Origin of the sequence: Planococcus sp. FY231025, from assembly GCF_052078085.1 — a bacterium.
GTDB lineage: Bacteria > Bacillota > Bacilli > Bacillales_A > Planococcaceae > Planococcus.
The window spans coordinates 359338-382729 of sequence record NZ_JBQJJG010000004.1; the positions used below are offsets into that span (position 1 = coordinate 359338).

The window sequence follows — 23392 nt, forward strand, 5'->3', positions numbered from 1 at the left end:
GGAGACAGTATGTATGATTACATGATAATCGGCGGCGGCATTGTCGGCCTGGCAGTCGGCAGGTCCATTCTGCAGCGGCAGCCGAACGCCAAAGTATTGATTTTGGAAAAAGAGAAAAAACTCGCGCAGCACCAGACCGGCAACAACAGCGGCGTGATCCATTCGGGCATCTACTACAAGCCGGGCAGCTTCAAGGCCAAGTTCGCAAAAGCCGGAAGCGAAAGCATGCGCCAGTTTGCGGCAGAGCACGGCATCCGCCACGATATCTGCGGAAAAGTCATTGTGGCGACGTCCGATAAGGAACTGGTCCACCTGGAAAACCTCTATAAGCGCGGGCTCGAAAACGGCCTTTCAATCGAAAAATTATCGAAAGAGCAATTGCTCGAGAAAGAGCCGCATGTCAACGGCCTCGAAGCGATTCATGTGCCGGCAGCGGGCATCATCGATTACAAGGAAGTGTCGGAAAAGCTCGCGGAACTGATCCGGCTTCAAGACGGCGTCATCGAGAACAGCGCGGAAGTGCGGTCGATTGATGAAGGTCAAGACCACGTCACGATCGAAACGGCAGCGAAAACCTACACCGGCAAATTTCTCGTCAACTGCGCCGGCCTGCAAAGCGACCGGATCGCCAAAATGGCCGGCTACCTCATCGACATGAAAATCGTGCCGTTCCGGGGCGAGTATTTCGTGCTGAAGGAAAACAAGCAGGACCTGGTGAAAAACTTGATCTACCCGGTGCCGAACCCGGACTTTCCGTTTCTTGGCGTCCACTTCACCCGGATGATCAACGGCAAAGTCGATGTCGGTCCGAATGCGGTCCCGGCGTTCAAGCGTGAAGCGTACAAGAAAACCGATTTCAACATGAAGGACTTTGCGGAAATGATGACCTACCCAGGCTTCCTCAAGCTCGCGATGAAATATCCGCTCGACGGCATGGGCGAGATGTACCGTTCGTTCGTCAAATCGAAATTTGTCCAAAGCGCCCAAGTGCTCATTCCCGACATCACGGCAGACGACCTGATTCCGGGACCGGCGGGCGTCCGGGCGCAGGGGCTAAAAGCAGACGGTACGCTGGTCGATGATTTCTTCATCGTCAACGGCAAGAAAAGCATCCACGTCTGCAATGCGCCATCGCCGGCTGCGACAGCCGCGCTCGAGATCGGGAAATCCGTAGCTGAACAGATTCCGGCACTCGCCGCGTTTACATCAATTAGCAAGTAATAAAAAGACAGGGGGAAAAGAGTTATGGAAACCAAACTGCAGGGATTATGTGTTATCGCCATCACACCGTTTCAGGAAAACGGCGCATTGGATGAAGGGAGCCTGCGTAGCCTCGTCGATTTCTATATCGGCCGAGGCGTCCACGGATTGACGATTCTCGGTATCATGGGCGAGGCCCATAAATTGCTGGAGAGCGAACGGCAGCGGGTGCTCGACATCGTCATGGAGCAAAGTGCCGGAAGAGTGCCGGTCGTGGCCGGCTGCACCGCCAACAGCACCCATGTCGCTGTCCATCTGGCGCAGAAAGCGGAAGCGGCAGGCGCAGCAGCCGTCATGGTCGCGCCGCCGCAAAACGTCAAAAACGAGGCGCTCCTGCTGGAGCATTACACGGCAATTGCCGACAGCATTTCGATTCCGATTGTCCTGCAGGACGAGCCGGTGACGACCGGGGTCATCCTGACGCCGGACTTTATCGCACGCCTCGCCGAAGCAGTTCCGGCAATCCGCTACGTCAAGCTGGAAGAAGCGCCGACGCCGATGAAAATCACAAAGATTCTGGAGAAGACCGACCGCCTGGAAATCTTCGGCGGGCTCGGAGGCGGCTCGTTCTATGAGGAAATGGCAAGAGGCGCGAGCGGCATCATGACCGGATTCGCGTTCCCGGAAATCCTGGTAACCGTCTACGACCTCTTCACTTCGGGCCGGAAGGAAGAAGCGCGTGCGCATTTCTACAAGCACCTGCCGCTGATCCGCTTCGAGTTCCAGCTCGGCATCGGCGGTGTGGCGATCCGGAAAGAAACGTTCAAGCTGCGAGGCGCCATCGCAAGTTCCCATGTGCGCAACCCCGCTCCGCCGCTGGATGTGAAAACGATGGACGAATTCAAAGAGCTTGTCGACTACCTGGGCGTCGCCCTGTAATCCGGAAGGAGAGAAGAGAATATGCGTATGGCAACCGTAATAACCGGCACCGGCGAAGGGGCCGCCATCATCACCGGCGGTAAAGCTGCCATGCTTGAAGAGGTCAATGGAACCTATCGCGAAAACTGGCCGACCGACTTGTTCAGTCTCCTTGAATCCGGCCGGCTCGAGACGCTGAAAAACTGGTTCAATGAAACAGGGAAAGCCGCCATCGAAAGCGGCGAACTGCGTTCCGAGAGAGCAGAAGATCTGGCATACGGACCGCTGTACAGGCATCCCCGCAAGATCTGGGGCATCGGCCTCAACTACGTTGACCATGCGTCAGACTTGGGTGAAAAAGCGCCGAATACCGAACCGGCCAGCTTTATGAAGCCGGATACCTCAATCATCGGGCCGAATGATACCATCCGGATTCCGCTGCAGTCCGAACGGACGACCGCAGAAGCAGAACTTGGCGTCATTATCGGTAAGACCTGCCGCAATGTGGAAGAAGGGGAAGTTGAACCTTACATAGCCGGCTACACAACAATCATCGACATGACGGCGGAAGACATCCTGCAGAAAAATCCGCGCTACCTTACCCGGTCGAAAAGCTTTGATACGTTCTTCAGCTTCGGTCCGCAATTGGTCACCGCAGATGAAATCGAGGATCTGCACGCACTCGAAGTCGCAACCGTCGTCAACGGCGAGGTCCACCGAAAGAACACGGTCGACCACATGAGGTTCAGTCCTGAATACCTGGTGTCGTTTCATTCCAAAGTGATGACGCTGCTTCCCGGCGACATCATCTCCACCGGAACGCCGGGAGCGGTCCATATCCAGGACGGCGATACCGTCGAATGCCGGATCGCGGGATTCGAATCCCTCAGCAATCCGTGCACAGACCTGAAAAAATAAAATCGTAAAAGATAATAGAGGAGGAACCCAAATGGATTTAGGATTAACAGGCAAATCCGTCATCGTCATGGCGGGCAGCAAAGGGCTCGGCAAAGCGACCGCTCTGGAATTCGCACGGGAAGGCGCAAAAGTCGTCATCGGCAGCCGGAACACCGCGGAACTGGAAGCAACCGTTTCGGAAATTAAAGAAGAGACCGGCAATTCGGATATTTCCTATCAGGCATGCGACGTCACCCAACCGGGCGATATCCAGAAGCTCGTGGCATATGCCGCAGAAACGAACGGCGGCGTGGACGTGCTTATCAACAATGCGGGCGGCCCGCCGGCAGGCGGCTTCGACCAGTTCACGGACGAAGACTGGCAAAAAGCATATGAACTTAACCTGCTCAGCTATATCCGCGCGATCCGCGAAGTGCTGCCGCACATGCGCGAAGGTGGAAGCGGGCATATCCTGAACTTTGCTTCGTCGTCGATCAAGCAGACGCTGGATAACCTGCTCCTGTCGAATACATTCCGCGCCGGCATTGTCGGGCTTGCCAAAAGCCTGTCCCAGGAATTCAGCAAAGACAATATCCTGATCAACACGCTCGGACCGGGCAGAATCGCCACCGACCGGGTCGCAGAACTCGACCAGATGCGTGCCGACAAACTCGGCAAGAGCTACGAGGAACTGAGAAGCACCACCGAAAAAGGCATCCCGATGGGCCGCTACGGCCGCCCCGACGAATTCGCCAAACAGGCGGTCTTCCTATGCTCTGGTGCCAACACTTACGTAACGGGACAGACCCTGCTCGTGGATGGTGGACTGGTGAAGGCGCTGTAAGTCCAAATTCAACAACCGAAAAGGCTGCCATGTCCACTCTTCAGTGGAATACTGGCAGCCTTTTCGATTAAATCCACGTGCGAGCTGCATTTTTGATACGGAGAAGGCACTCGCCGTGTCGTCAATTGACTTTCAATTCAGATTAAGGGAGTATACAATTCAACGTGAATGTCGGTTGATGAGAAAGGAGTGCAAGCGCATGGACAAGGTAGTGCCCCCCTGTTGTGTAGCAAGCAGGCCCCAGGAGGCAAAGGAGGAACCAGCAGGTCCGGAAACCGGTCTGGTGCGAAAGAGCAGCAAAGGGATCCGATTTAAAGAAAAAATGGTTTTGATTGAAGGCGGCGAGTTTTGGATGGGCTCGGACAGCGGCGAAGGGCATCCGGCGGACTTTGAAGACCCTGTGCGGAACCGGCGCGTGGATCCGTTCTACATGGACAGCATGGCTGTGACCAATGAAGAATTCGGCCAATTTGTAAAGGAAACGGGTTACCGGACGGAAGCGGAGCGGTTCGGCTGGTCGTTTGTGTTTTATCAGTTTCTGGCCCCCGGCACGGAAGCGGCGGCCAGGCGGGTGGCCAACACGCCGTGGTGGTGTGCGGTGGAGGAGGCTTTCTGGTTTCAGCCGGAAGGGGCTGGGAGCAGCATCGGAAACCGCATGGACCATCCGGTCGTCCATGTGTCCTGGCACGATGCCGCCGCGTATTGCCGCTGGGCAGGGAAGCGGCTCCCCAATGAGACGGAGTGGGAGTATGCTGCCCGCGGGGGGCTTGAACAAAAGAGGTATCCGTGGGGCGACGAGCTGAATCCCGGCAGTGAACATCGCTGCAACATCTGGCAAGGGGAATTTCCCGCGCTGAACACGGAAGAGGACGGGTACGCAGGAACAGCGCCTGCCGCTTCCTACCGGCCGAACGGTTTCGGCCTTTACAACATGGCAGGAAACGTATGGGAATGGTGCGCGAACGCATTTGCGGAAAATGCCGGACCGTTGAAGGAGCAAGGCATGGACGCTGCAGCACCCGACTTGGCAAAGGCGATGCGGGGCGGTTCATATTTATGCCACGAATCCTACTGCAACAGGTACCGGGTAGCCGCCCGTTCTTCCAATACCCCAGACAGTTCCGCCGGGAACATCGGATTCCGGTGTGCGGTGAGCATTTGACTGGCGGCAGGAATGTCCGCCTGACCCAAAAGGCAGCAACCAAATCACAAGGAGGCGCAAAACGAATGGAAAAACCGAATATTATCATGGTGATTTCCCATGATACAGGCAGGCATCTAGGGAGCTACGGGCGCAAAGTGGCGACGCCGGAACTCAGCAGGATGGCGGAAGAAGGAATCCAATTCGACAATTACTTTTGCACACAGCCCCAGTGCAGCCCGAGCAGGGGCAGCATCCTGACGGGGCAATACGGGCACAACCACGGGCTGATGGGCTTGACGCATCTGGGCCACACGATGAAAAGCGGCATCCGGACCCTGCCTTCGGAGATGAAACGGGCCGGCTACAGCACATGGCTCTTCGGCTTTTTCCATGAATCCATCGCCGGCGTCTACGAAGGGGAGAAACTAGGCTATGAGCATGTCGTTAAAGTTCCGGGGAACGCAGCGGCAAACGTGACGGATGAGCTGGAAAAATTTTTAACCGGCAGAATGGAAGCCGGTGATGATGCCCCTTTCTATGCTTCAGTCGGATTCGAAGAAACCCACCGGCCTTTCGATGCGTTTGAGCCCGGCCCCCTTGAGGAGATCCAAGTTCCGCCGTACCTGCCCGACACGAAAGAAGTCCGGGAAGATGTAGCCCGCTTCCAAGGGTCCGTCAAAGAGCTGGACCAGGCAATCGGGCGGATCAGAATGTTGCTAGAAGACACCCGGCTGGACGGCAACACCCTCCTGATCTACACGACAGACCACGGCATCGCATTTCCAGGAGCCAAAGGGACGCTGTCGGATGCGGGGCTGGAAACGGCTTTGATCATGAAACTGCCAAACGGGATGGACCGGAAAGGGATCCGGCAAAACGAGCTCTTGTGCAACATCGATTTGATGCCGACGCTCCTGGAGTTTGCAGGGGCTGAGGTGCCGGCGGGAATCGACGGCAAGAGTTTTCTGCCGCTGATCACAGAGGAAAGCTACACTGAACGGACGCATTTTTTCTGCGAGATGACGTGGCATGACCGCTACCATCCGATGCGGGGCGTGCGGACCGCCAAATTTAAATACATCCGGAATTTTGAAGACGGCCCGAAAGTGTTCCTGCCGTTCGATATCCATGAAAGCCTCTCCGGCCAAGCGGTGAGGGAAGCATTCTATGTCCCGAACGCCAAAGAAGAGCTGTACAACCTGGAAGCGGATCCGCTGGAGCACAGCAACCTCGCTGAAAGCAGCGAACACCAGCACGTCCTGAAAAGGTTGCGCTCGGAAGTTGAACGCTGGATGATCGAAACGAAGGATCCGCTGCTGTCCGGCCCTGTAAAAGGGGAGGAAGCGGAAGAGTGGAAAAAGGAAATCAGGGACGGAAATGTCTACAAGCCCTGAAAGGGATTGGAAGCAAAATTTCAACAAGCAGAATTCGGTAATTGGATGTAATTATAGAATTCTGCTTTTTATTTTACAGATTTGATTTTCTTGACTATTCAAAAAAGAGCCCCTATAATAAAACAATGTAAGCGCTTTCCAGAAAAATGCCATTAAGTGCCTTTTTTCGAGGGAAAGTCTGCTTAAGGAAAAGCGCAAAATGCTTTTAACGGACGCTTTTATATTTTTTTCGCACAAAACTAAAACGTTTTCGTAAACGGAGAAGGAGGCGGCTGCAATGATGGATTACTCGACCGGAACCGGGGAATTGAAAGGCTGGATTATAGCAGATACTGCCTTTTCAGCCGATTCCCTGGGGAAGAGCGAAGCCGTTATGATGCTCGGGAATGGCTATATGGGATTGCGTTCCGCAGCAGAAGAACCATACATACAGGAAAAGAGAAATTTGTTCATCAATGGCACGTTCAATAAATCACAGGAAAATGAAGTGACCGAGCTGCCAAATACGGCGGACATCACCCAGCTCGACATCCGGGTCGACGGCGAATGCTTCAGCCTGGAACTTGGGAAAACGGCCGAATACATCAAACAGCTCAATCTGAAAACAGCCGAGCTGACACGGTCGTTCCTCTGGGAGTCGCCCCAAGGCAAGCGTTTGCGGTTTCAGTTCAGCCGCTTCGTGTCGCTCGCGGACTTGCATCTGATCGCGATGAAGGTCGAAGTGGAAAGCCTCACCCAACCGGTGTCCGTTTCTTTTATCAGCGGCATCAATGGACGGATGACTAATTCAGGCGCGCAGCATTTCCTCGAGGGCGAACGGCGGATATTGGACGGCCGCTTTCTCCAGCTGGATCAGAAGACCAGTGAATCGGGCGTGGAGATGGTGTTCAATGCCGTACATAATTTCAGCTTGAACGGCGAGGCCATCACCCCGCCTGCGGACAAGGACATGGGGCGCCGGAAAGTTTGGATGGCTTATGAGTTTCAATTGGAGCCGAACGACAAGCTGACCGTGGAAAAACTGGCTACGGTGCACACGAGCCGGGATAGCGTGGACGGGCCAGAGCCGAAAAATCTCCAACAGCTTCGCGGCCGGTCGCTGGGCGAGCTGCAGCAGCATGCGGAAAAAGGATACGACGCGCTGTTCGGCCAGCATCGACAGGCATGGCAGGAGCAGGTATGGGACAAGTACAATCTCGAAGTGGAAAGCGAAGAATCATATGATGCCTTGGCGCTCCGGTTCTCGCTGTATCATTTGACGGCCATGCAGCCGCCTCCGGGCCGGGAGCATCTAGGCGTTGGGGCGAAAGCGCTGAGCGGGGAAGGCTATAAAGGCCACACGTTCTGGGATCTGGAAATCTTCATCTTGCCGTTCTTCATCTATTCGGATCCGGAAGCCGCCAGACGATTGCTCACCTACCGGTATCACGGCCTCGAAGGCGCCCGCAGGAAAGCAGCCGACAACGGCTATGCCGGCGCGATGTATCCGTGGGAAATGGCTTGGCCGGATGACGGCGAGACCACGCCCGTCTGGGGAGACATCGACATCGTGACAGGGGAGCAGTCGAAAATCTGGTCGGGCTTTATCGAACAGCATATTTCGGCAGACATCGCTTTTGCGGTGTATCAGTACGAGAAGGTGACAGGCGACCGGGAATTCATGGAGCGCTTCGGCTACGAGATCGTCTTCGAGACCGCGAACTTCTGGGCGAGCCGGTTGGAGTGGATCGAGGAGCGGAATCGGTATGAGATCCGCAATATCATTGGGCCAGACGAATACAAGGAGCATGTCAGCAATAATGCCTTCACGAATTACATGGCGTATTTCAATTTGAAGTTCGCGGAGCGCTGCGCCGAAGAGCTTTCGGCCCGGAATCCGCAGCTTCTCGGAAGGTTCGGCCTGGGCGATGCCCGGGAGGACTGGAAGCGCAAAGCGGAGGAGCTGTATATGCCGGAGCCGCGCGAAACGGATCTGGTCATTCCGCAGGATGAAACGTACCTGCAGCTTCCTGAAATAGACCTTTCGAAATACAAAAATCAGGCGAAAGTGAGAACGATCTACAGGGACTTCAATTCAGAAGGGATCAACGGCATTCAAGTGACCAAGCAGGCGGATACGGTGCTGCTGTTCTACTTGCTCGAGCAGACATTCCTGCACGGGGACGCCCGCTTGTCGAACGCGGCGAAGCTCGCAAACTACCGGTACTACGAGCCCCGGACGCTCCACGACTCTTCACTGAGCCTCGCGGTGCACGCCGTGGTCGCGAACGATCTGGGAGAAGCCGATAAGGCCTATTCGCTGTTCCGGCAAGCATGCGACATCGATCTCGGGGAAGCGATGGACACTTCGGATGAAGGAATCCATGCAGCGGCGATCGGCGGCATTTGGACATCGGCGGTTTTCGGCTTTGCCGGGGTCCGGCTCTCGGATGAGGGGCTGCGGATCAATCCCCATCTGCCAGAGCACTGGAGCCGGATGCAGTTTACAATTCTTTGGCAAGGCACGCCATTAACGCTCGAAATCACCCATGAGTCGCTCAAAGTCACTTCGCACGGCAAAGAGGCGGCGTTTGAGACAGGGGGCATGGCCTACAAGGTGAACGGCACGATCCAAGTGCCGCTCGCAAACGGAATCGGGATCCATTCACGATAATCACGGCAGTAATAAAATGATCTTTTCATTTTATTTACTATAAACAACCAAATCAAAGGGGGCTTTACACATGGTGTTTAACAAGAAGTTCATGACGGGCGTAGCATTTGCTGCGATGATGACAGGCCTGGCTGCATGCAGCGGCGGCGAAGAGACGGCAACGGAAGGCGAAGAAGGCGGAGCTGAGAAGATCACGATTTTCCAGACGAAAGTTGAAATCTCCGACCAGCTCGAAGCGGCGGCAGAGACCTATACGGAAGAAACTGGCGTGGACGTGGAAGTGATCGGTACGACCGGAGATGACTATCTCCAGCAATTGCAGATCCGCCTGAACAACGGAACAGGGCCTTCCATCATGAGCCTGCAGAATTCAACTGTGGCTGAAAGCTTGAAATCCTATGTATATGACTTGAGCGATGAAGAATTTGTCAGCAATATCGCGCCGAACATGGCGTTGACGCTTGACGATAAAATTGTCGGCATCCCGTACGGCGTAGAAGGATTCGGGCTTGTCTACAACAAAGACATGGTGAAGCCGGAAGACATCAAGGACTTGGAATCATTCACCAGCACATTGGAGAAATTCAAGGCTGAAGACATCAACGGCCTCGGCTTGTCGTCGGAAGATTATTTCTTGATCGGCCATATCAGCAACTACCCGTTCTCGCTTCAGGAAGATCCGGAAGCATTCATGGATAAATTGACGAACGGAGAAACGACTATGGCGGAAACGGAAGAATTCCAGCGTTTCGGCGAATTCATGGAAGTGATCCGAGCGAATACCCCAAGCCCGCTTGGCGGCTCTTATGACCAGCAGGTCGGAGATTTTGCAGCCGGCAAAACAGCGATGATCCACCAGGGCAACTGGGCATCAGGCTTGCTGAAAGATTTCGAAGTGGACTTTGAAGTCGGCATGGCGCCATTCCCGCTTGAAGGAAATGACAAGCTTGCAGTCGGCGTCGGAAGCAACTGGGCCGTCAATGCTGAAAAAGAACCGGAAGAAATCGAAGCAGCTGTAGACTTCCTTGAATGGCTGCACACGAGTGAAACCGGCCAGAAGATCATCGTGGAAGAGTTCGGATTCATCCCGGCGATGACGAATATCGAAGCCAATGATTTGGACCCATTATCCAAAGCGGTGTTTGAAGCTTCAAACAGCGGGGAAACCATTCCTTGGTCGCACAACTACTACCCAGCGAACATGGTGCCGAATGATTTTGCCCCAGCGGCAGAAGAATTCTTCGCGAACGAAGACATGACAGGCGAAGAATTCATCAGCAATCTGGATGCAGCTTGGCAGAACGCAGTAAAATAAACGAAGGCCCATAAAAAAAGAGAGCACGCCTTTGCAGGCGTGTTCTGCTTTTTCTCAACTAAGAACCATTAAGCAACGGAAAGAGAGGGATGGACGTGGCAAACAAGAAGAATATCAGCTGGTACCTGCTGTTTACGCTGCCGCTGCTCATTATTTTTACAATCATTGTCGTCATTCCGTTTCTAATCGGAATCTATTATGCATTTTTTGAATGGGATGGGATCAACGCCAACCCAAAAGTATTCGTCGGCATGGAAAATTTCCTGAAGCTGTTCACGGATGAGCGGTTCATGAAATCCACCTGGCTGACGGTGCTGTTTACGGTGCTGTCCGTCATTACGGTGAATATCGCAGGGTTGGCGTTCGCTTTATTGGTCACGTCGAAGCTGAAACTGGCCAATCTGGCGCGGACGATGTTCTTTATGCCGTACCTGATCGGCGGCCTGATTCTGGGCTATATCTGGCAGTTTGTATTTTTGGACGTCTTCACCTTTCTCGGCGAAGTGACCGGGCTCGAGAACATCTTCTTCAACTGGCTGGTCAATGAGAATTTCGCGTTGTTTGCCCTGGTATTCGTATTTACATGGCAGATGGCGGGCTACGTCATGATCGTCTACATCGCCGGAATCCAGGGTGTGCCTGGCGAACTGATCGAAGCGTCCAAGATCGACGGCGCCACCCCTTGGCAGCGCTTGACGCGGATCACGTTCCCGCTGCTCATGCCCGCCTTCACCATCTCGCTGTTCCTGACGCTGTCGTACGGCTTCAAGATCTACGACGTCAACTTGTCATTGACGGGCGGAGGCCCTGCGAACGCGACCGAGCTTTTTGCGATGAATATCTACAATGAAATCTTTGGCTACGGGAATTACGGGTACGGGCAGGCAAAAGCCATCCTGTTCTTCGTGATCATCTCAGCCGTTACATTGACACAGGTCTACCTGACGAAAAAACGGGAGGTTGAAATGTAATGCGCATACTAAGCAACTGGTCGAGAGAGATCTTGCTGTTTCTGGTCGCTTTGATCTTTTTGTCTCCCATATACATCATCCTGGTCAACTCGTTCAAGACGAGACAGGAGCTGTACGAAGGGGCGCTGGCCCTTCCGAAGCAATTCGACTTCCGCTACTATACGGAAGCGATGGAACAGATGGATTTCCTCAGCGCGTTCACCAATTCGCTGTTCGTGACGATCGTTTCCGTGGTGTTCATTGTCGTCCTATCCTCGATGACGGCCTGGATGCTCGCCCGGTCCGGCAGCCGCATCAGCACGATCATTTTCATGTGCCTCATCGCCACGATGCTGATTCCGTTCCAGACGCTCATGATGCCGCTGATGCAGCTGGTGATCGGCATTACGAACACTACCGGCATTCCCTTGTATAATACGCTCAGCGGGCTGATTTTCATGAATATCGGTTTCCACGCGGCGCTTTCCGTTTTTCTTTACCACGGGTTCATCAAGTCAATCCCGATTTCGCTCGAAGAAGCGGCGACCATTGACGGCGCTTCGAAATTCGGCGTGTTCTGGCGGATCATCTTCCCGATTTTGACGCCGATCACCGCCACCGTCATGATCTTGAACGTCATCCTGATCTGGAATGACTTCCTATTGCCTTCTCTGACGCTCGTCGACAAAGAGCTGCGGACGATTCCGTTGTCTGTCTTCTACTTTTTCGGGGAGTTCACGATTGAATGGAACTTGGCCATGGCCGGCCTGACGTTGACGATCATTCCGGTTGTCATTTTCTATATGCTTGCACAGAAATACATCATTAAAGGAATCGGGGAAGGGGCAGTCAAATAAGCCCTTTCCGAAGGAGGCGGAAACATGCAGGACTTGAACGGGCTTATGGGCGTGATCTATGGGGCAAGCGAATGGTTTTTGAAAATGGCAATCACCAATTTCATGTGGTTTTTAATGGGCCTCCCGCTATTCGCGGCGTTTTTGGCCATCGACATCAGCAATGCCGCCGGAATCATACTTTTCAGCGCGCTGGTCCTGCTGTTTGCGCCGCTCCTGTTTTTCCCGGCGACGGCCGCTGTATTTGCGTCCGCTCGGGACTGGCTGCTCGGCAATGATTCTTCCGCCGTGAAGATGTACATTGCTCACTTAAAGGCGAATTACAAGGAAAGCGTGAAAATGGGTGTGCCGTTTGCAGCCGTCTGGCTCTTCTGGTACCTCGCCTATTTTTATCTCGGAACGGGAAGCGGCGCCCTCAATTGGCTGTTTCTGGTCACGGGGCTGGCCTTGTTCGTCTATATCGTCAACTTCTTGTCCATCAGCGTTCATTACCGCATGAACCGCAAGGAAAGGCTGCTGAATGCATTTTTTGTATCAGCCGGCAGCCCCTTGCTGAGTCTGGTCATCGTGGCCGGCAACGGCCTGCTCATCTGGATCACCGCGGTGAAGCTGCTCCTGCTGCTGCCGCTCCTGACGGCGTCACTGGGCGTGTTCGTGTCGTTTTCGGCATTCTACAGTTTTACGCTGCGGGTCAAGAACAAACAGGAAGCCAAAGCTTCGGCCTGAGAAGGCGCCTTATCAACTCATGTAGGAAGTGAAACAGCCATGCCCACAATAAAAGATGTTGCCAAAAGAGCGGGGGTATCCGTGAGCGTCGTTTCCAAGTCGTTCAATAATTACGCCGATGTGAAAGAGGAGACGCGGCAGCGCATCCTTGCGATTGCCAAAGAACTGAACTACTCGCCGAACATCAATGCCAGAAACCTGTCATCAAAAAAGAATTCGACGCTCGGGCTGATTTCCTCCGGTGTGCTCAATGACAACGAAAAGGACAGCAATGCGTTCAATATTTTCAAAGGCGTCTACCAGGAAGTCACCAACAGCCGTTTTGAGCTGTCGATCTACCTGATCGACTCCCATCAGCAAAAGCAGCAAAGCTACGTCCGCTATTGCCGCGAACGGAACATCGGCGGCGCGATCCTGCAGGGCATCCGGACAGACGACCAGTACTACATGGAATTGATCGACTCGAGCCTGCCCTGCGTCGTGCTCGACATCATGGCCGAAACGGCGAACGGGCTAATCGGCAGCGTGTCGATCGACAACGCCGAGGCAAGCCGGGAAATCGCTCGCCACCTCTTGGAGCGGAACCACCGCAAGATCGCAGTCATGTCAGGCACAAGGGAAACGTACGTGAATTCAGAACGCATGAAGGGCGTGGCGGAAGCGTTGGGCGAGTACGGCATGGAGCTTGGCGGCATCGATATCCTGGAAGCTTCGTTTTCGGAAGAAATGGCCTATGAACTGGCGAAGGCGTATTTGCTGGAAAAACAGCCCACCGCTTTTCTCTGTTTCAGCGACCTCATGGCCTTCGGGGTCATGCAGGCGGTGAAAGAAGCGGGCCTGCGGATTCCGGAAGACATCTCCGTCACCGGATTCGACGACCTCCTGCTGAGCCGCTACACCCAGCCGCCGCTGACGACGATCCGTCAGGACTTTATGGAAATCGGAAAATTATCCGCGCGTTTGCTCTGCGACATCATCGAGGGCAAATTGGAGCGGCAGCATATTTGGGTCCCGCACGAACTGACGGAGCGGGAAAGCGTGAAACGATTGCCAAGCGAGCCTTTGGCGGAAAAAGAAATGAGGGAAATCATATGACATACGAGCCGAAGCTCATCATCTACGACCTGGACGGCATTTTGACCGATACCGCCGAATTCCATTTCCTGGCGTGGCAGAAACTGGCCGAGGGGCTGGGCCTTTCATTCGACCGTGCATTCAACGAACAGTTGAAGGGCATCAACCGCATGGATTCCCTGGACCGCATACTCGCGCTCGACTCGACCATCGGGGCGTTTTCGGATGAGGAAAAGCTGAAACTGGCAACACAGAAAAACGACTATTACCTGACGCTGATCGAAGAGATCACGCCTGCCCATATCCTACCGGGCATGCTGGCGTTCCTCGATGCCAATAAAAAGACGGATGCCAAGATCGCGCTCGGCTCGGCAAGCAAGAATGCGCCGGCCATCCTGGAGAAGCTGGGCCTTACCGGTTATTTTGATTACATAGTGGACGCAGCAAAAGTGAAAAACGGGAAACCGGACCCGGAGACGTTCACCGCCGCGGCAGACGCGCTGGGAATCGATTACCGGGACTGCATCGGTATCGAAGACGCCAGCGCCGGCGTGGAAGCGGTCAACCGGGCCGGTATGTTCTCGGTCGGCGTCGGGGACCGCGAGCACCTGTCGCACGCGGATTACCTGGTGGCGGAGACGTCCGAATTGGAATTTGAAGAAGTGGTCCGGCAGTTTAGAGAGAAAAACGCCGGCTTGTAAAGGAGTGGGAGCATGACCTGGACATTAACGAAGTTTGAACTGGATAACCCGAACCTTTTGGTGAACGAAAGCCTGCTTTCCCTGGGGAATGGCTATTTGGGCGTCAGAGGGAATTTCGAAGAAGGGTACGGGGATGGATTCAAATCGATCCGCGGCGCCTATATCAACGCGTTCCATGATGAAACCGAAATCACCTACGGAGAGAAATTGCACGGGTTCCCGGAGACGCAGCAAAAAGTCCTGAATGTCATCGATGCGCAGACCGCCGAGATCTATCTGGACGGCGAACGGTTTTCCCTGTTCGAAGGGGAAGTAGTGTTTTGCGAACGCAAGCTGAACATGGATGCGGGCTTTGCGGAACGCAGCGTCCACTGGATATCGCCGCAAGGCAGGGAAGTGAAAATCCACTTCCGGCGCTTAGTGTCGTTTGTCACCAAAGAATTGTTCGCAATCGACATCCGGGTGGAGCCAGTTACTCCGGTCGATGAAGTGAAGATCGTTTCGACGCTCAATGGCGACGTCTCCAATTATGTCGACAAAGAAGACCCGCGCCTCGCCTCGGGCCACACGAAACGCCTACACGTCACCGATGTGCGGCGCGAAGGGCCCTTCAGCATCGTCAAAGACACGACCTACCAGACCGCGTTGGAAGTGGCGTGTGCGTCGGTGTCGGTAATCCAGGCGGAGAGCTGTGAACCGGAGGGCCGCGTGACGGACGCCGCTGTCGAAGAAACCTTCACCTGTTCAGGCGCAGGCCCGGTGCAGTTCACTAAATACGCCGTCTATACGGATACACTGCGCCACGGCGAAGATGTCACCACCCGCGCGCTCGAGGTGCTGGAGCTCGTGCAGAACAAGCCGTTCGATGAGCTGCTGGCCGAGCAGAAAGCCTATCTCGACGAGTATTGGGCGTTTTCGGACATCGCGATCGACGGCGATGAAAACGTGCAGGAAGGCATCCGCTTCAACCTGTACCAGCTCCTGCAATCGGTGGGCAAGGACCCGGCGAGCAACATCGCCGCGAAAGGCCTGTCCGGCGAAGGCTACGAAGGGCATTATTTCTGGGACACGGAAATCTACATCTTCCCGGTGTTTCTGATGACCAATCCGGACATCGCCAAAAATCTGCTGCTGCACCGCTACTCGATCCTCGACAGCGCGCGGCAGCGGGCGAAGGAGATGGGCCATGAACAGGGCGCCCTGTTCCCGTGGCGCACGATCACCGGCCCCGAGAGTTCGGCCTTCTTCCCGGCCGGCACCGCGCAGTACCACATCAGCGCGGACATCGCCTACAGTTATATCCAATATTACCTGGCCACAAAAGACGAAGCGTTCCTGAAAGACTACGGGGCGGAAGTGCTGTTCGAAACCGCGCGCCTGTGGGCGGACACGGGGCATATGCAAAACGGCGAGTTCCGGATCGACAGCGTCACCGGGCCCGATGAATACACGTGCATCGTCAACAACAACTACTACACGAACTCCATGGCCAAATACAACCTGTTGTGGGCGGCGAAAGTGTTCGATGAGCTGAAAGAGCGCGACAGCGAGCGGCTGCAAGGGCTGACCGGCGCGCTCCAGCTGACGGAGACGGAAGTGGCGGGCTGGCGCACGGCTGGCGAGAACATGTACCTGCCGTACGACGAAACCTTAGGAATCAACGCTCAGGACGACAGCTTCCTGCAAAAGGACCGCTGGGACCTGAAAAACACGCCGGCGGAGAAATTTCCGCTGCTGCTCAATTACCATCCCTTGACGCTGTACCGCTATCAGGTGCTGAAACAGGCCGACACGGTGCTCGCGCATTTCCTGCTCGAAGACGAGCAGGACCTGGAAACGATGAAGAATTCCTATGATTATTACGAAGGCATCACCACCCACGATTCGTCGCTGAGTTCCTGCGTCCACAGCATCATGGCGTCGAAACTCGGCTATCACGAAAAGGCTTATGATTATTTCAATGAAACCGCGCGCCTGGACCTCGACAATACGCACGGCAACACCAAAGACGGGCTGCACATGGCGAACATGGGCGGCACGTGGCTCGGCATCGTCTACGGATTTGCCGGGTTGCGGCTGAAGGAAAGCGGCCTGAGCTTCGCGCCGGCGCTGCCGGCCGAATGGAATTCCTATGAATTCCGCCTGCAGTACCAGGGCCGGCTCCTGAAGATCCGCAAAGACCGCGAAGGGGCGAGCTACACGTTGCTGCGGGGTGACGGGCTCACCATCACCCATAACGGCGAACGGCTCGTTCTGGAAAGCGAAAAAGAGCAGTGGGTCCAGTAACCCAGGAAAAAACAGGACGAGATCTGGCATAAGACCTGTACAAAGCCTGCTTTTTCGACCCGGCTTCCGGGTTGCGGATCAAATAGAATTGAATCAAAGACAAACCCAAAGCCATCCTCTGGAATCGATCGATTTCCGAACGGGTGGCTTTTGTTTTACGGCTGGGGGTAAGATGCACGGGTGATAGATACGGCAAAGGCGAGGGAACGAGGATTCCCGCATCTCCACCTGTCAATAAACCCTGACATAGCATGATAGAAAGGGCTGCTCGGCGGCCGGCTGGTTAAAGGGGAAGGGAATGTGGTATAACGGAAGGGCAAATAAAAGCATGAACATCGCACACAGTTTCTGCTCTGCAAAGGCGCTCCGGCGCTCTCGGAAACTCTGCAAGAGCCCTTCGGCCAAGCACGTCTCATCATTTTAGATTTCGAGGAGGAAAACCATGAAAAAGCTATTGCTGACAGGTTTCGAACCATTTTTGAAATTCACCGTGAACCCGACGATGAAGATTGTTGAAGAACTCGACGGCCAAACGATTGGCGGATACGAAATCGTGGGCAGGATCATGTCCGTCGATTTCCATTCGTCCGGCAACGAGCTGCTGGCGCATATCGAGGATACCCGTCCCGATGCGGTCATTTCCCTCGGCTTGGCAGGCGGCCGCTACAAGATCACGCCGGAACGCATCGCCATCAATGTCAAAGACGGGGATGCCGACAACGAAGGGCATATTCCCGTGGACGAGCCAATTGCCGAGGACAGTGTACCAGCTTATTTTTCGACGCTGCCGATCCGCGCCATGGTCAACAAGCTGCAGGAGAACGGCTTCCCGGCGGAAGTGTCCAATACCGCCGGCACGTATCTCTGCAATAACGTCATGTACGAAGGGCTCCGGTATGCAAATTCACAGGACCGGCCGATCCCTTCCGGATTCATCCACATCCCGGCTTCCCATGAACTGGCGATCCAGCACGGCAAGATTCCGAGCTGGGCGCATGAGGATCTGAAGAACAGCATCCGTATCTGTATTGAAGTGCTTGGCGAAGAAGTTAGGGAAATATAAAGAAGTCTGACCCGATGAAACAGCTATAGGGTTATTGAAATACACAAAGCCGGTCCTTTATGGGCCGGCTTTGTTTGTTCTAAAATGGCTTTTTTAAAAAAATTGAAGCCCTCTTTCATGTCTTATACGCTGACTATATCTTTAATATTTTTTTAAAAGATAGAAAAAAGTTATTACAACAAAATTAGTTATATTAACCTATTAATCATTATACAAAAACAGCCGATAATACCTGTAACAGAAATAGAAGTATTTTACTTTAACGAATAAAAATAAGAAATAAATGTATTTTTTATTATATTTAAAAAGTGTAAATGCTGCTAATAAAGCTTTTTTCGTAAGGAGGTTGGTTATGTTTATATTCAAAAGGAAACCATCTTTAAGTGAGTATGATATGTTAGAGCTTAAGGATATTGTTGGAAGAACAGTGGAACTTGCGCTTGAATCCAATGAAGAGACAATCCATTTTCTTAAACAATATGATTTAATATTAATACTTTCTTGGGAATTCGATTACATGGAATGTGCTATTTATAACTATACCGCTTTTGAGATTTCGGAAAACGGATCCAGCCGCCTAAAGAATCCGGCCCTCTACACAGAAAAGCGGGATTTAATAAGAAGAGACGATACAGTAGTGTATATAGACGATGAAAAAATTAAAAACCTGTCTAAACGAAATCTTCTTGCATTCTACTGCCTAAGCGAATTGATCAATGTCTTTGATGTTGAAGTTCATGCAACTAATTTATACAAATGCATTTGGTAACTCAATTCAGATGCCTTTTGTCGAATCGTTTGATTGAATTCGAAGTAGAAGGGAGTTTATTGAGATGAAGCATATCGCTAATAAATTTTTCATGGAGTTGATAGAGACAAATACACCAATGGGCACTGCATTTTACCAAGAGATGTTTGAGGTCACAGTGCAGAACGCTCCCATTAGCATGTATGTCTTAAAAGAAGATTCCTATTCATTCATCAACAAGCATTTTTGTGAACTTCTCGGCTATGCTGAATCAGAAATCCTTAATGGCCAAATTACTTTTACGGACTTGGTCCATCCCGACGATATAAGCATTATGAAGGAACGGCTGGTAAAAAGGGTTGAGGAGCAAAACAAGTCTGATCAATACCGCATCCGTTTTTTCAAGAAAAACCGGGAAATGATTGTTGTAGAGGTATATGGGAAAAAGATGGTCTGGAATGGAGAAACGTTTTTAGTGGGGGCGATTGTTGATGTGACAGCTGAAGTGCAGGCAACCGCGCAGATGCTTGAAACGCAGGAACGGTTTAAATCGCTGTTCGATAATAACCCGGACGCGGTGTACACTTTCGATTTGGTAGGCAATTTTATCGACGCAAATCCCGCTTGTGAACGGTTGACGGGATATTCGGCTGCGGAACTCGCAGATATTGCGTTCATGCCGCTCGTTGTTCCTGAGGATCTGCCGACCACACTTTATAATTTTAATAAAGCCATACTTGGCGAAACTGTTACGTATGAAATCTTCATTACGCCAAAAGACGGGCAGCGAAGAGCTGTGCAAATTTCCAATTTCCCTATGAAGCTTAAAGGGGAAGTCATTGGCGTGTATGGAGTCGCTGTAGACATTACCGAACGAAATGAAAACAAGAAATTGATGGAAGAACTTATATTCTTTGATTCCTTGACGAAACTTCCAAACCGCAAGCTTTTCGAAGACCGTTTAAGACAAGTTTTTAAAATTTCGCAGCTTCACAACCACAAACTGGCTGTTTTGTTTCTCGGTCTGGATCGATTTAAATTCATCAACGATTCACTCGGCCACTATATGGGAGATGAATTTCTGAAGGCCGTTGCCCAATGCTTAAAAGAGACTGTAGGGGAAGCGGATACGGTGGCACGGGTAGCAGGAGATGAATTTGCTATACTATTGCCGGATGCAAAAGAAGAGGAAGTCCATCTTTTGGCAGCAAAACTTAACCAAGTGATGGCAGAACCGTTTAAAGTCCTAGGACATTCTCTTTCGGTTTCCTGCAGCGTAGGCATTGCTTTCAGCGGCAGGGAAGAAGAGACAGTGGAAGAGTTGATCAAGAAGGCCGATGCGGCGATGTACTTTACCAAGAAATACGGAAAAAACAATTACACGGTGTATTCGGATGAACTGGACCAAAAGACGGCATACAAGCTGATTATTGAAAAGGACTTGAAAGAGGCGGTCCAGAATAACGAATTTGTGCTCCATTATCAGCCGATCACGAACCTGAAGACTGGAGAACTGAGTGCAGTGGAAGCACTGATCCGTTGGAATCATCCGACGCTTGGATTTGTCTCGCCCGCTGATTTTATTCCGATTTCAGAAGAAACCGGACAGATTATTTCACTTGGAAAGTGGGTATTGCATACCGCTTGTGCGCAGATTAAAGAATGGCAGGAAATGGACTATCCGCCATTTGGAATTTGCGTCAACATCTCAACAATCCAATTGCAGCAGCCTGATTTCGTCGAAACGGTAAAAGAGGCGCTCCAACAGACGGGGCTTGATGCCAAATGGCTTGAACTTGAGGTGACCGAAAGTATTTTAATCGAAGATACAAAGATATTAAAACAGAACTTGGTGGATTTAAAAAAATTAGGCATTTCAATTTCAATCGATGATTTCGGCACCGGTTTTACGTCCCTCAGTTATTTGCAGCAATACTCGTTTGACCGCGTGAAAATCGATCGGAGCTTCGTGTCGGACATCAACGAAGAGCTGAAAGGAAAAACCATCACTTCCACCATCATTTCTCTAGCCCATCAATTGAACATGAGTGTCATTGCAGAGGGAATCGAGGATGAACACCAGCTGGCCTATTTAATCCAGGAAAATTGCGATGAAGGACAAGGGTATTATTTCAGCCGCCCCGTGCCTGCTGAAGCCTTTGGGGTATCTTTGGTATCGAAGAAATTTTGCTGATGGTGAAAAAGCGGAAAAAGCGGCTGCAAAATCTGATTCCATAGAAATGAAATAAATTAATAAAGGACTTCCCATAAAAACGGGAAGTCCTTTTCACATATGAAGAAAAGGCTTTCCAGGAAACCGGAAAGCCTTTATGATGTCCTGACCACAAAACCTGCAGCTTTAAGGGGTACTTCTTACGCCAACGATTTGCTGTACGTGTAACTGTGCTTCGTATAGACAAACCCTTCCAGGATCATGCGGGCAGTGCGGACGACTTTGATGTTGCTGATGTGTCCCGCGATCATGTCCACTTTCGTTTCGATGATGCCGGACGGGTGGCCTAAGCGCAGGACGGTGTTTTCGACTTCGATGACGTCGCTTAGAATCGTGTCTTTTAAAAAGGCGCCAGCCGTAGTGCAGATGGCTCCGGTGATGGCCAAAGCCTGATGCGGCTTTTGCATCGACATCATCCGGATGCGGCAATCCATTCCGTCCGCTTTCCGTTCCACGCCGTTGACGTCGAAATAAGTCTCAGGAGGCGCAATGATCGTCAGTTTCGGCACAGCCGGCGATTTCACGGTCGCTTCTTCTTTCGTCGAAAACAGGCACATTTCAGCGGCGGCTGAGCGGATCTCTTCCAATTCCGCCAGCTTTTCCGCGGTAAATTCATGCGGCAATTCGGACCCCGTCAATCCGACATCTTCCGCTCTCACAAAAACCAGGGGATTGGCGACATCGATGATGGACACATCAATCGGACCGTTCCGTGTTTCGATCCGGTCAACCGGGTTGTCGGTCGGGAACAGCTTGCCGGTGACGGCGCCTTGCGCGTCGGTAAACGACAAGTAGATGGGGGAGCCGGTCCCCGGAACGCCGGGGATTTCGCATTGGCCTTCCGTTTTCACCCGCTCATTCTCCACTTCAACTTCCGCGATGATCACTTTCCGGGTGTTCGTATTGAAGATCCTGACCGCCGTCACCGGTGCCACTGCCGAAACAAGCCCTTGTTCAATGGCATACGGGCCAACGGCAGACGAGATGTTCCCGCAATTCCCCTTGAAATCTACCAGCTGGTTTTCGATGCTGACCTGCGCAAACGTATATTCCACGTCGATTCCGTCCATCTCCGACTTTTTGATGATGGCGGCTTTGCTGGTGAGGGAATTGCCTCCGCCCAGGCCGTCGATTTGCCGCTGGTCGGGGCTTCCCATGATGTCGAGCAGGAAGCTGTCCCAAAGCACACGGTCCTCCGGCATTTCCTCGTAATTGATAAATACTCCCTTGCTGGTTCCGCCGCGCATCACGGCAATCGGCACTCTCATCGGATGAACCACCTTTCTGAAAATTCTATTGCTTCTAAAAACAGATTATGGTATTTTGAGTCATAAGTGAAATAGATATTTTATTCAATACCTTATCGAAAATACTTATAACATAGATGGAGTGATCGAAATGGATGAAAAAGATTGGGAAGCGATGCAGGTCCTATATGAAGAAAAAAATATCAGCCGCGCCTCGGAGCGGCTGTACATCTCGCAGCCGGCCTTGACATACCGTTTGAAAAACCTCGAAAAAGAAGTCGGGACAAAGCTTTTCTTCAAGACGAAAAAGGGGATTGAGCTGACTTCGGAAGGGATCTACCTGGCACAGTATGCAGAGGAAATGGTCACGAAGCTGCAAAATACAAAAGATTACCTCCAGAACATGCAGCAGGAAATCCGGGGAACGATCCGTCTCGGCGTTTCGAGCAATTTTGCGCAATACAAACTGCCGCCGCTGTTAAAGGAGTTTTTGACGGCCCATCCAAATGTCCAGTTCAGCGTCAACACGGGATGGAGTGCGGATATCATGGGGCTGCTCAATTCGTCAGGCGTCCATTTGGGAATCCTTCGCGGTGATTACAACTGGACGGGGGCGAAGACCTTGCTGCAGACGGAGCAGTTGTTTCTGATCTCCAAGAAAGAAGTCGACCTGAAGCAAGTGCCGGAACTGCCGTTCATCAATTACAAGACGGACAGTTCGCTGAAGGACATCATCAGCAGCTGGTGGCATAACCGCTACACCGAGCCGCCGATGATCACCATGGAAACCGACCGGCAGGAAACCTGCAAAGAGATGGTGAAAAACGACCTGGGCATTGCCATCTTGCCCGAAATCTGCCTGCGCCCTTCAGACGAGCTCTACAAATACCCGTTGTTCTATGAGAACGGCGAACCGGTGACGCGGGATACGTGGCTGATGTACAACCAGGAATTTCTGAAGTTGTCGACGGTGCAGAAATTCATCGACTTCCTGAATGAACGCTCCTCCTTTTAATAGCGGACAGAGAATGGGTTATAAGTTTTTTTATTGATTTCTAATAAAATTTATCTATTTTACTTATTGGAGTAGATGAAATATTCTTATAACTAATTCAAAACACAAGCAGTCAAGGGGACTCAGCAAT

Annotated in this window: 19 protein-coding genes; 18 read left to right on the top strand and 1 reads right to left on the bottom strand. The window is 52.4% G+C overall.

Translation table 11 applies throughout. The annotated features are described in order from the left end of the window. Positions 1-9 precede the first annotated feature (9 nt). The 17 genes from lhgO (at position 10) to ACTL32_RS05165 (ending at position 20961) form a co-directional block, all read left to right on the top strand. Positions 10-1221 (top strand): L-2-hydroxyglutarate oxidase, encoded by a 1212-nt coding sequence (gene lhgO / locus ACTL32_RS05085; protein ID WP_441340441.1) that lies wholly within the window; start codon positions 10-12, stop codon positions 1219-1221. Positions 1222-1245: 24 nt separating this feature from the next. After that, positions 1246-2139, top strand: coding sequence for a dihydrodipicolinate synthase family protein (locus ACTL32_RS05090; RefSeq protein ID WP_441340442.1), 894 nt, complete (start codon positions 1246-1248; stop codon positions 2137-2139). A gap of 27 nt (positions 2140-2166) precedes the next feature. Beyond that, positions 2167-3036: a fumarylacetoacetate hydrolase family protein gene (locus tag ACTL32_RS05095; RefSeq protein ID WP_441340443.1), complete on the top strand. Its 870-nt coding sequence runs from the start codon at positions 2167-2169 to the stop codon at positions 3034-3036. A gap of 31 nt (positions 3037-3067) precedes the next feature. Next, on the top strand, positions 3068-3859 hold the full coding sequence (locus ACTL32_RS05100; RefSeq protein WP_441340444.1) for an SDR family oxidoreductase: 792 nt from the start codon (positions 3068-3070) through the stop codon (positions 3857-3859). A 199-nt stretch (positions 3860-4058) separates the two neighbouring features. After that, positions 4059-5021, top strand: coding sequence for a formylglycine-generating enzyme family protein (locus ACTL32_RS05105; protein ID WP_441340445.1), 963 nt, complete (start codon positions 4059-4061; stop codon positions 5019-5021). A gap of 65 nt (positions 5022-5086) precedes the next feature. After that, on the top strand, positions 5087-6397 hold the full coding sequence (locus tag ACTL32_RS05110) for a sulfatase family protein (protein ID WP_441340446.1): 1311 nt from the start codon (positions 5087-5089) through the stop codon (positions 6395-6397). Positions 6398-6674: 277 nt separating this feature from the next. Continuing rightward, positions 6675-9050: a glycoside hydrolase family 65 protein gene (locus ACTL32_RS05115; RefSeq protein WP_441340447.1), complete on the top strand. Its 2376-nt coding sequence runs from the start codon at positions 6675-6677 to the stop codon at positions 9048-9050. A gap of 70 nt (positions 9051-9120) precedes the next feature. After that, the gene (locus ACTL32_RS05120) at positions 9121-10365 is read left to right on the top strand and encodes a sugar ABC transporter substrate-binding protein (RefSeq protein ID WP_441340448.1); all 1245 of its coding nucleotides are present in this window, start codon (positions 9121-9123) and stop codon (positions 10363-10365) included. An 89-nt stretch (positions 10366-10454) separates the two neighbouring features. Then, positions 10455-11336, top strand: a complete 882-nt coding sequence (locus ACTL32_RS05125) for a carbohydrate ABC transporter permease (protein ID WP_441340449.1) — start codon at positions 10455-10457, stop codon at positions 11334-11336. Further along, positions 11336-12172 carry a carbohydrate ABC transporter permease gene (locus tag ACTL32_RS05130; RefSeq protein ID WP_441340450.1) on the top strand — a complete coding sequence of 279 codons (837 nt, stop codon included), beginning with the start codon at positions 11336-11338 and terminating at the stop codon, positions 12170-12172. The genes ACTL32_RS05125 and ACTL32_RS05130 overlap by 1 nt, the downstream gene beginning before the upstream one ends. Positions 12173-12196: 24 nt before the next feature. Then, positions 12197-12895 (top strand): YesL family protein, encoded by a 699-nt coding sequence (locus ACTL32_RS05135; protein ID WP_441340451.1) that lies wholly within the window; start codon positions 12197-12199, stop codon positions 12893-12895. Between the two features lie 39 nt (positions 12896-12934). Further along, on the top strand, positions 12935-13990 hold the full coding sequence (locus ACTL32_RS05140) for a LacI family DNA-binding transcriptional regulator (RefSeq protein WP_441340452.1): 1056 nt from the start codon (positions 12935-12937) through the stop codon (positions 13988-13990). Next, the gene (pgmB, locus tag ACTL32_RS05145; RefSeq protein WP_441340453.1) at positions 13987-14670 is read left to right on the top strand and encodes a beta-phosphoglucomutase; all 684 of its coding nucleotides are present in this window, start codon (positions 13987-13989) and stop codon (positions 14668-14670) included. The genes ACTL32_RS05140 and pgmB overlap by 4 nt, the downstream gene beginning before the upstream one ends. Positions 14671-14682: 12 nt before the next feature. Then, positions 14683-16956, top strand: coding sequence for a glycoside hydrolase family 65 protein (locus tag ACTL32_RS05150; RefSeq protein WP_441340454.1), 2274 nt, complete (start codon positions 14683-14685; stop codon positions 16954-16956). 442 nt (positions 16957-17398) lie between these two features. After that, on the top strand, positions 17399-18019 hold the full coding sequence (pcp, locus tag ACTL32_RS05155) for a pyroglutamyl-peptidase I (RefSeq protein ID WP_441340455.1): 621 nt from the start codon (positions 17399-17401) through the stop codon (positions 18017-18019). A gap of 352 nt (positions 18020-18371) precedes the next feature. Next, positions 18372-18788 carry a hypothetical protein gene (locus tag ACTL32_RS05160; protein WP_441340456.1) on the top strand — a complete coding sequence of 139 codons (417 nt, stop codon included), beginning with the start codon at positions 18372-18374 and terminating at the stop codon, positions 18786-18788. 64 nt (positions 18789-18852) lie between these two features. Continuing rightward, positions 18853-20961, top strand: coding sequence for a sensor domain-containing protein (locus ACTL32_RS05165; RefSeq protein WP_441340457.1), 2109 nt, complete (start codon positions 18853-18855; stop codon positions 20959-20961). 179 nt (positions 20962-21140) lie between these two features. On the opposite strand, the gene ACTL32_RS05170 is transcribed toward ACTL32_RS05165, so the two are convergent. Beyond that, a complete protein-coding gene (locus ACTL32_RS05170) occupies positions 21141-22268 on the bottom strand; it encodes a 2-methylaconitate cis-trans isomerase PrpF family protein (protein WP_441340458.1) in 1128 nt (375 codons plus the stop codon). A gap of 130 nt (positions 22269-22398) precedes the next feature. On the opposite strand from ACTL32_RS05170, the gene ACTL32_RS05175 reads away from it, so the two are divergent. Beyond that, complete coding sequence (locus ACTL32_RS05175) at positions 22399-23262, top strand: LysR family transcriptional regulator (RefSeq protein WP_441340459.1); 864 nt, start codon at positions 22399-22401, stop codon at positions 23260-23262. Positions 23263-23392: the final 130 nt, after the last annotated feature.

Bases quoted from the DNA above. Each gene is read 5' to 3' on its own strand.
- ACTL32_RS05095 (WP_441340443.1), top strand. From the start codon at position 2,167: ATGGCAACCGTAATAACCGGCACCGGCGAAGGGGCCGCCATCATCACC.
- ACTL32_RS05125 (WP_441340449.1), top strand. From the start codon at position 10,455: ATGGACGTGGCAAACAAGAAGAATATCAGCTGGTACCTGCTGTTTACG.
- ACTL32_RS05100 (WP_441340444.1), top strand. From the start codon at position 3,068: ATGGATTTAGGATTAACAGGCAAATCCGTCATCGTCATGGCGGGCAGC.
- ACTL32_RS05120 (WP_441340448.1), top strand. From the start codon at position 9,121: ATGGTGTTTAACAAGAAGTTCATGACGGGCGTAGCATTTGCTGCGATG.
- pgmB (WP_441340453.1), top strand. From the start codon at position 13,987: ATGACATACGAGCCGAAGCTCATCATCTACGACCTGGACGGCATTTTG.
- ACTL32_RS05150 (WP_441340454.1), top strand. From the start codon at position 14,683: ATGACCTGGACATTAACGAAGTTTGAACTGGATAACCCGAACCTTTTG.
- ACTL32_RS05105 (WP_441340445.1), top strand. From the start codon at position 4,059: ATGGACAAGGTAGTGCCCCCCTGTTGTGTAGCAAGCAGGCCCCAGGAG.
- ACTL32_RS05130 (WP_441340450.1), top strand. From the start codon at position 11,336: ATGCGCATACTAAGCAACTGGTCGAGAGAGATCTTGCTGTTTCTGGTC.
- ACTL32_RS05135 (WP_441340451.1), top strand. From the start codon at position 12,197: ATGCAGGACTTGAACGGGCTTATGGGCGTGATCTATGGGGCAAGCGAA.
- ACTL32_RS05160 (WP_441340456.1), top strand. From the start codon at position 18,372: ATGTTTATATTCAAAAGGAAACCATCTTTAAGTGAGTATGATATGTTA.
- ACTL32_RS05140 (WP_441340452.1), top strand. From the start codon at position 12,935: ATGCCCACAATAAAAGATGTTGCCAAAAGAGCGGGGGTATCCGTGAGC.
- ACTL32_RS05115 (WP_441340447.1), top strand. From the start codon at position 6,675: ATGATGGATTACTCGACCGGAACCGGGGAATTGAAAGGCTGGATTATA.
- ACTL32_RS05090 (WP_441340442.1), top strand. From the start codon at position 1,246: ATGGAAACCAAACTGCAGGGATTATGTGTTATCGCCATCACACCGTTT.
- ACTL32_RS05110 (WP_441340446.1), top strand. From the start codon at position 5,087: ATGGAAAAACCGAATATTATCATGGTGATTTCCCATGATACAGGCAGG.
- lhgO (WP_441340441.1), top strand. From the start codon at position 10: ATGTATGATTACATGATAATCGGCGGCGGCATTGTCGGCCTGGCAGTC.
- pcp (WP_441340455.1), top strand. From the start codon at position 17,399: ATGAAAAAGCTATTGCTGACAGGTTTCGAACCATTTTTGAAATTCACC.
- ACTL32_RS05165 (WP_441340457.1), top strand. From the start codon at position 18,853: ATGAAGCATATCGCTAATAAATTTTTCATGGAGTTGATAGAGACAAAT.
- ACTL32_RS05170 (WP_441340458.1), bottom strand. From the start codon at position 22,268: ATGAGAGTGCCGATTGCCGTGATGCGCGGCGGAACCAGCAAGGGAGTA.
- ACTL32_RS05175 (WP_441340459.1), top strand. From the start codon at position 22,399: ATGGATGAAAAAGATTGGGAAGCGATGCAGGTCCTATATGAAGAAAAA.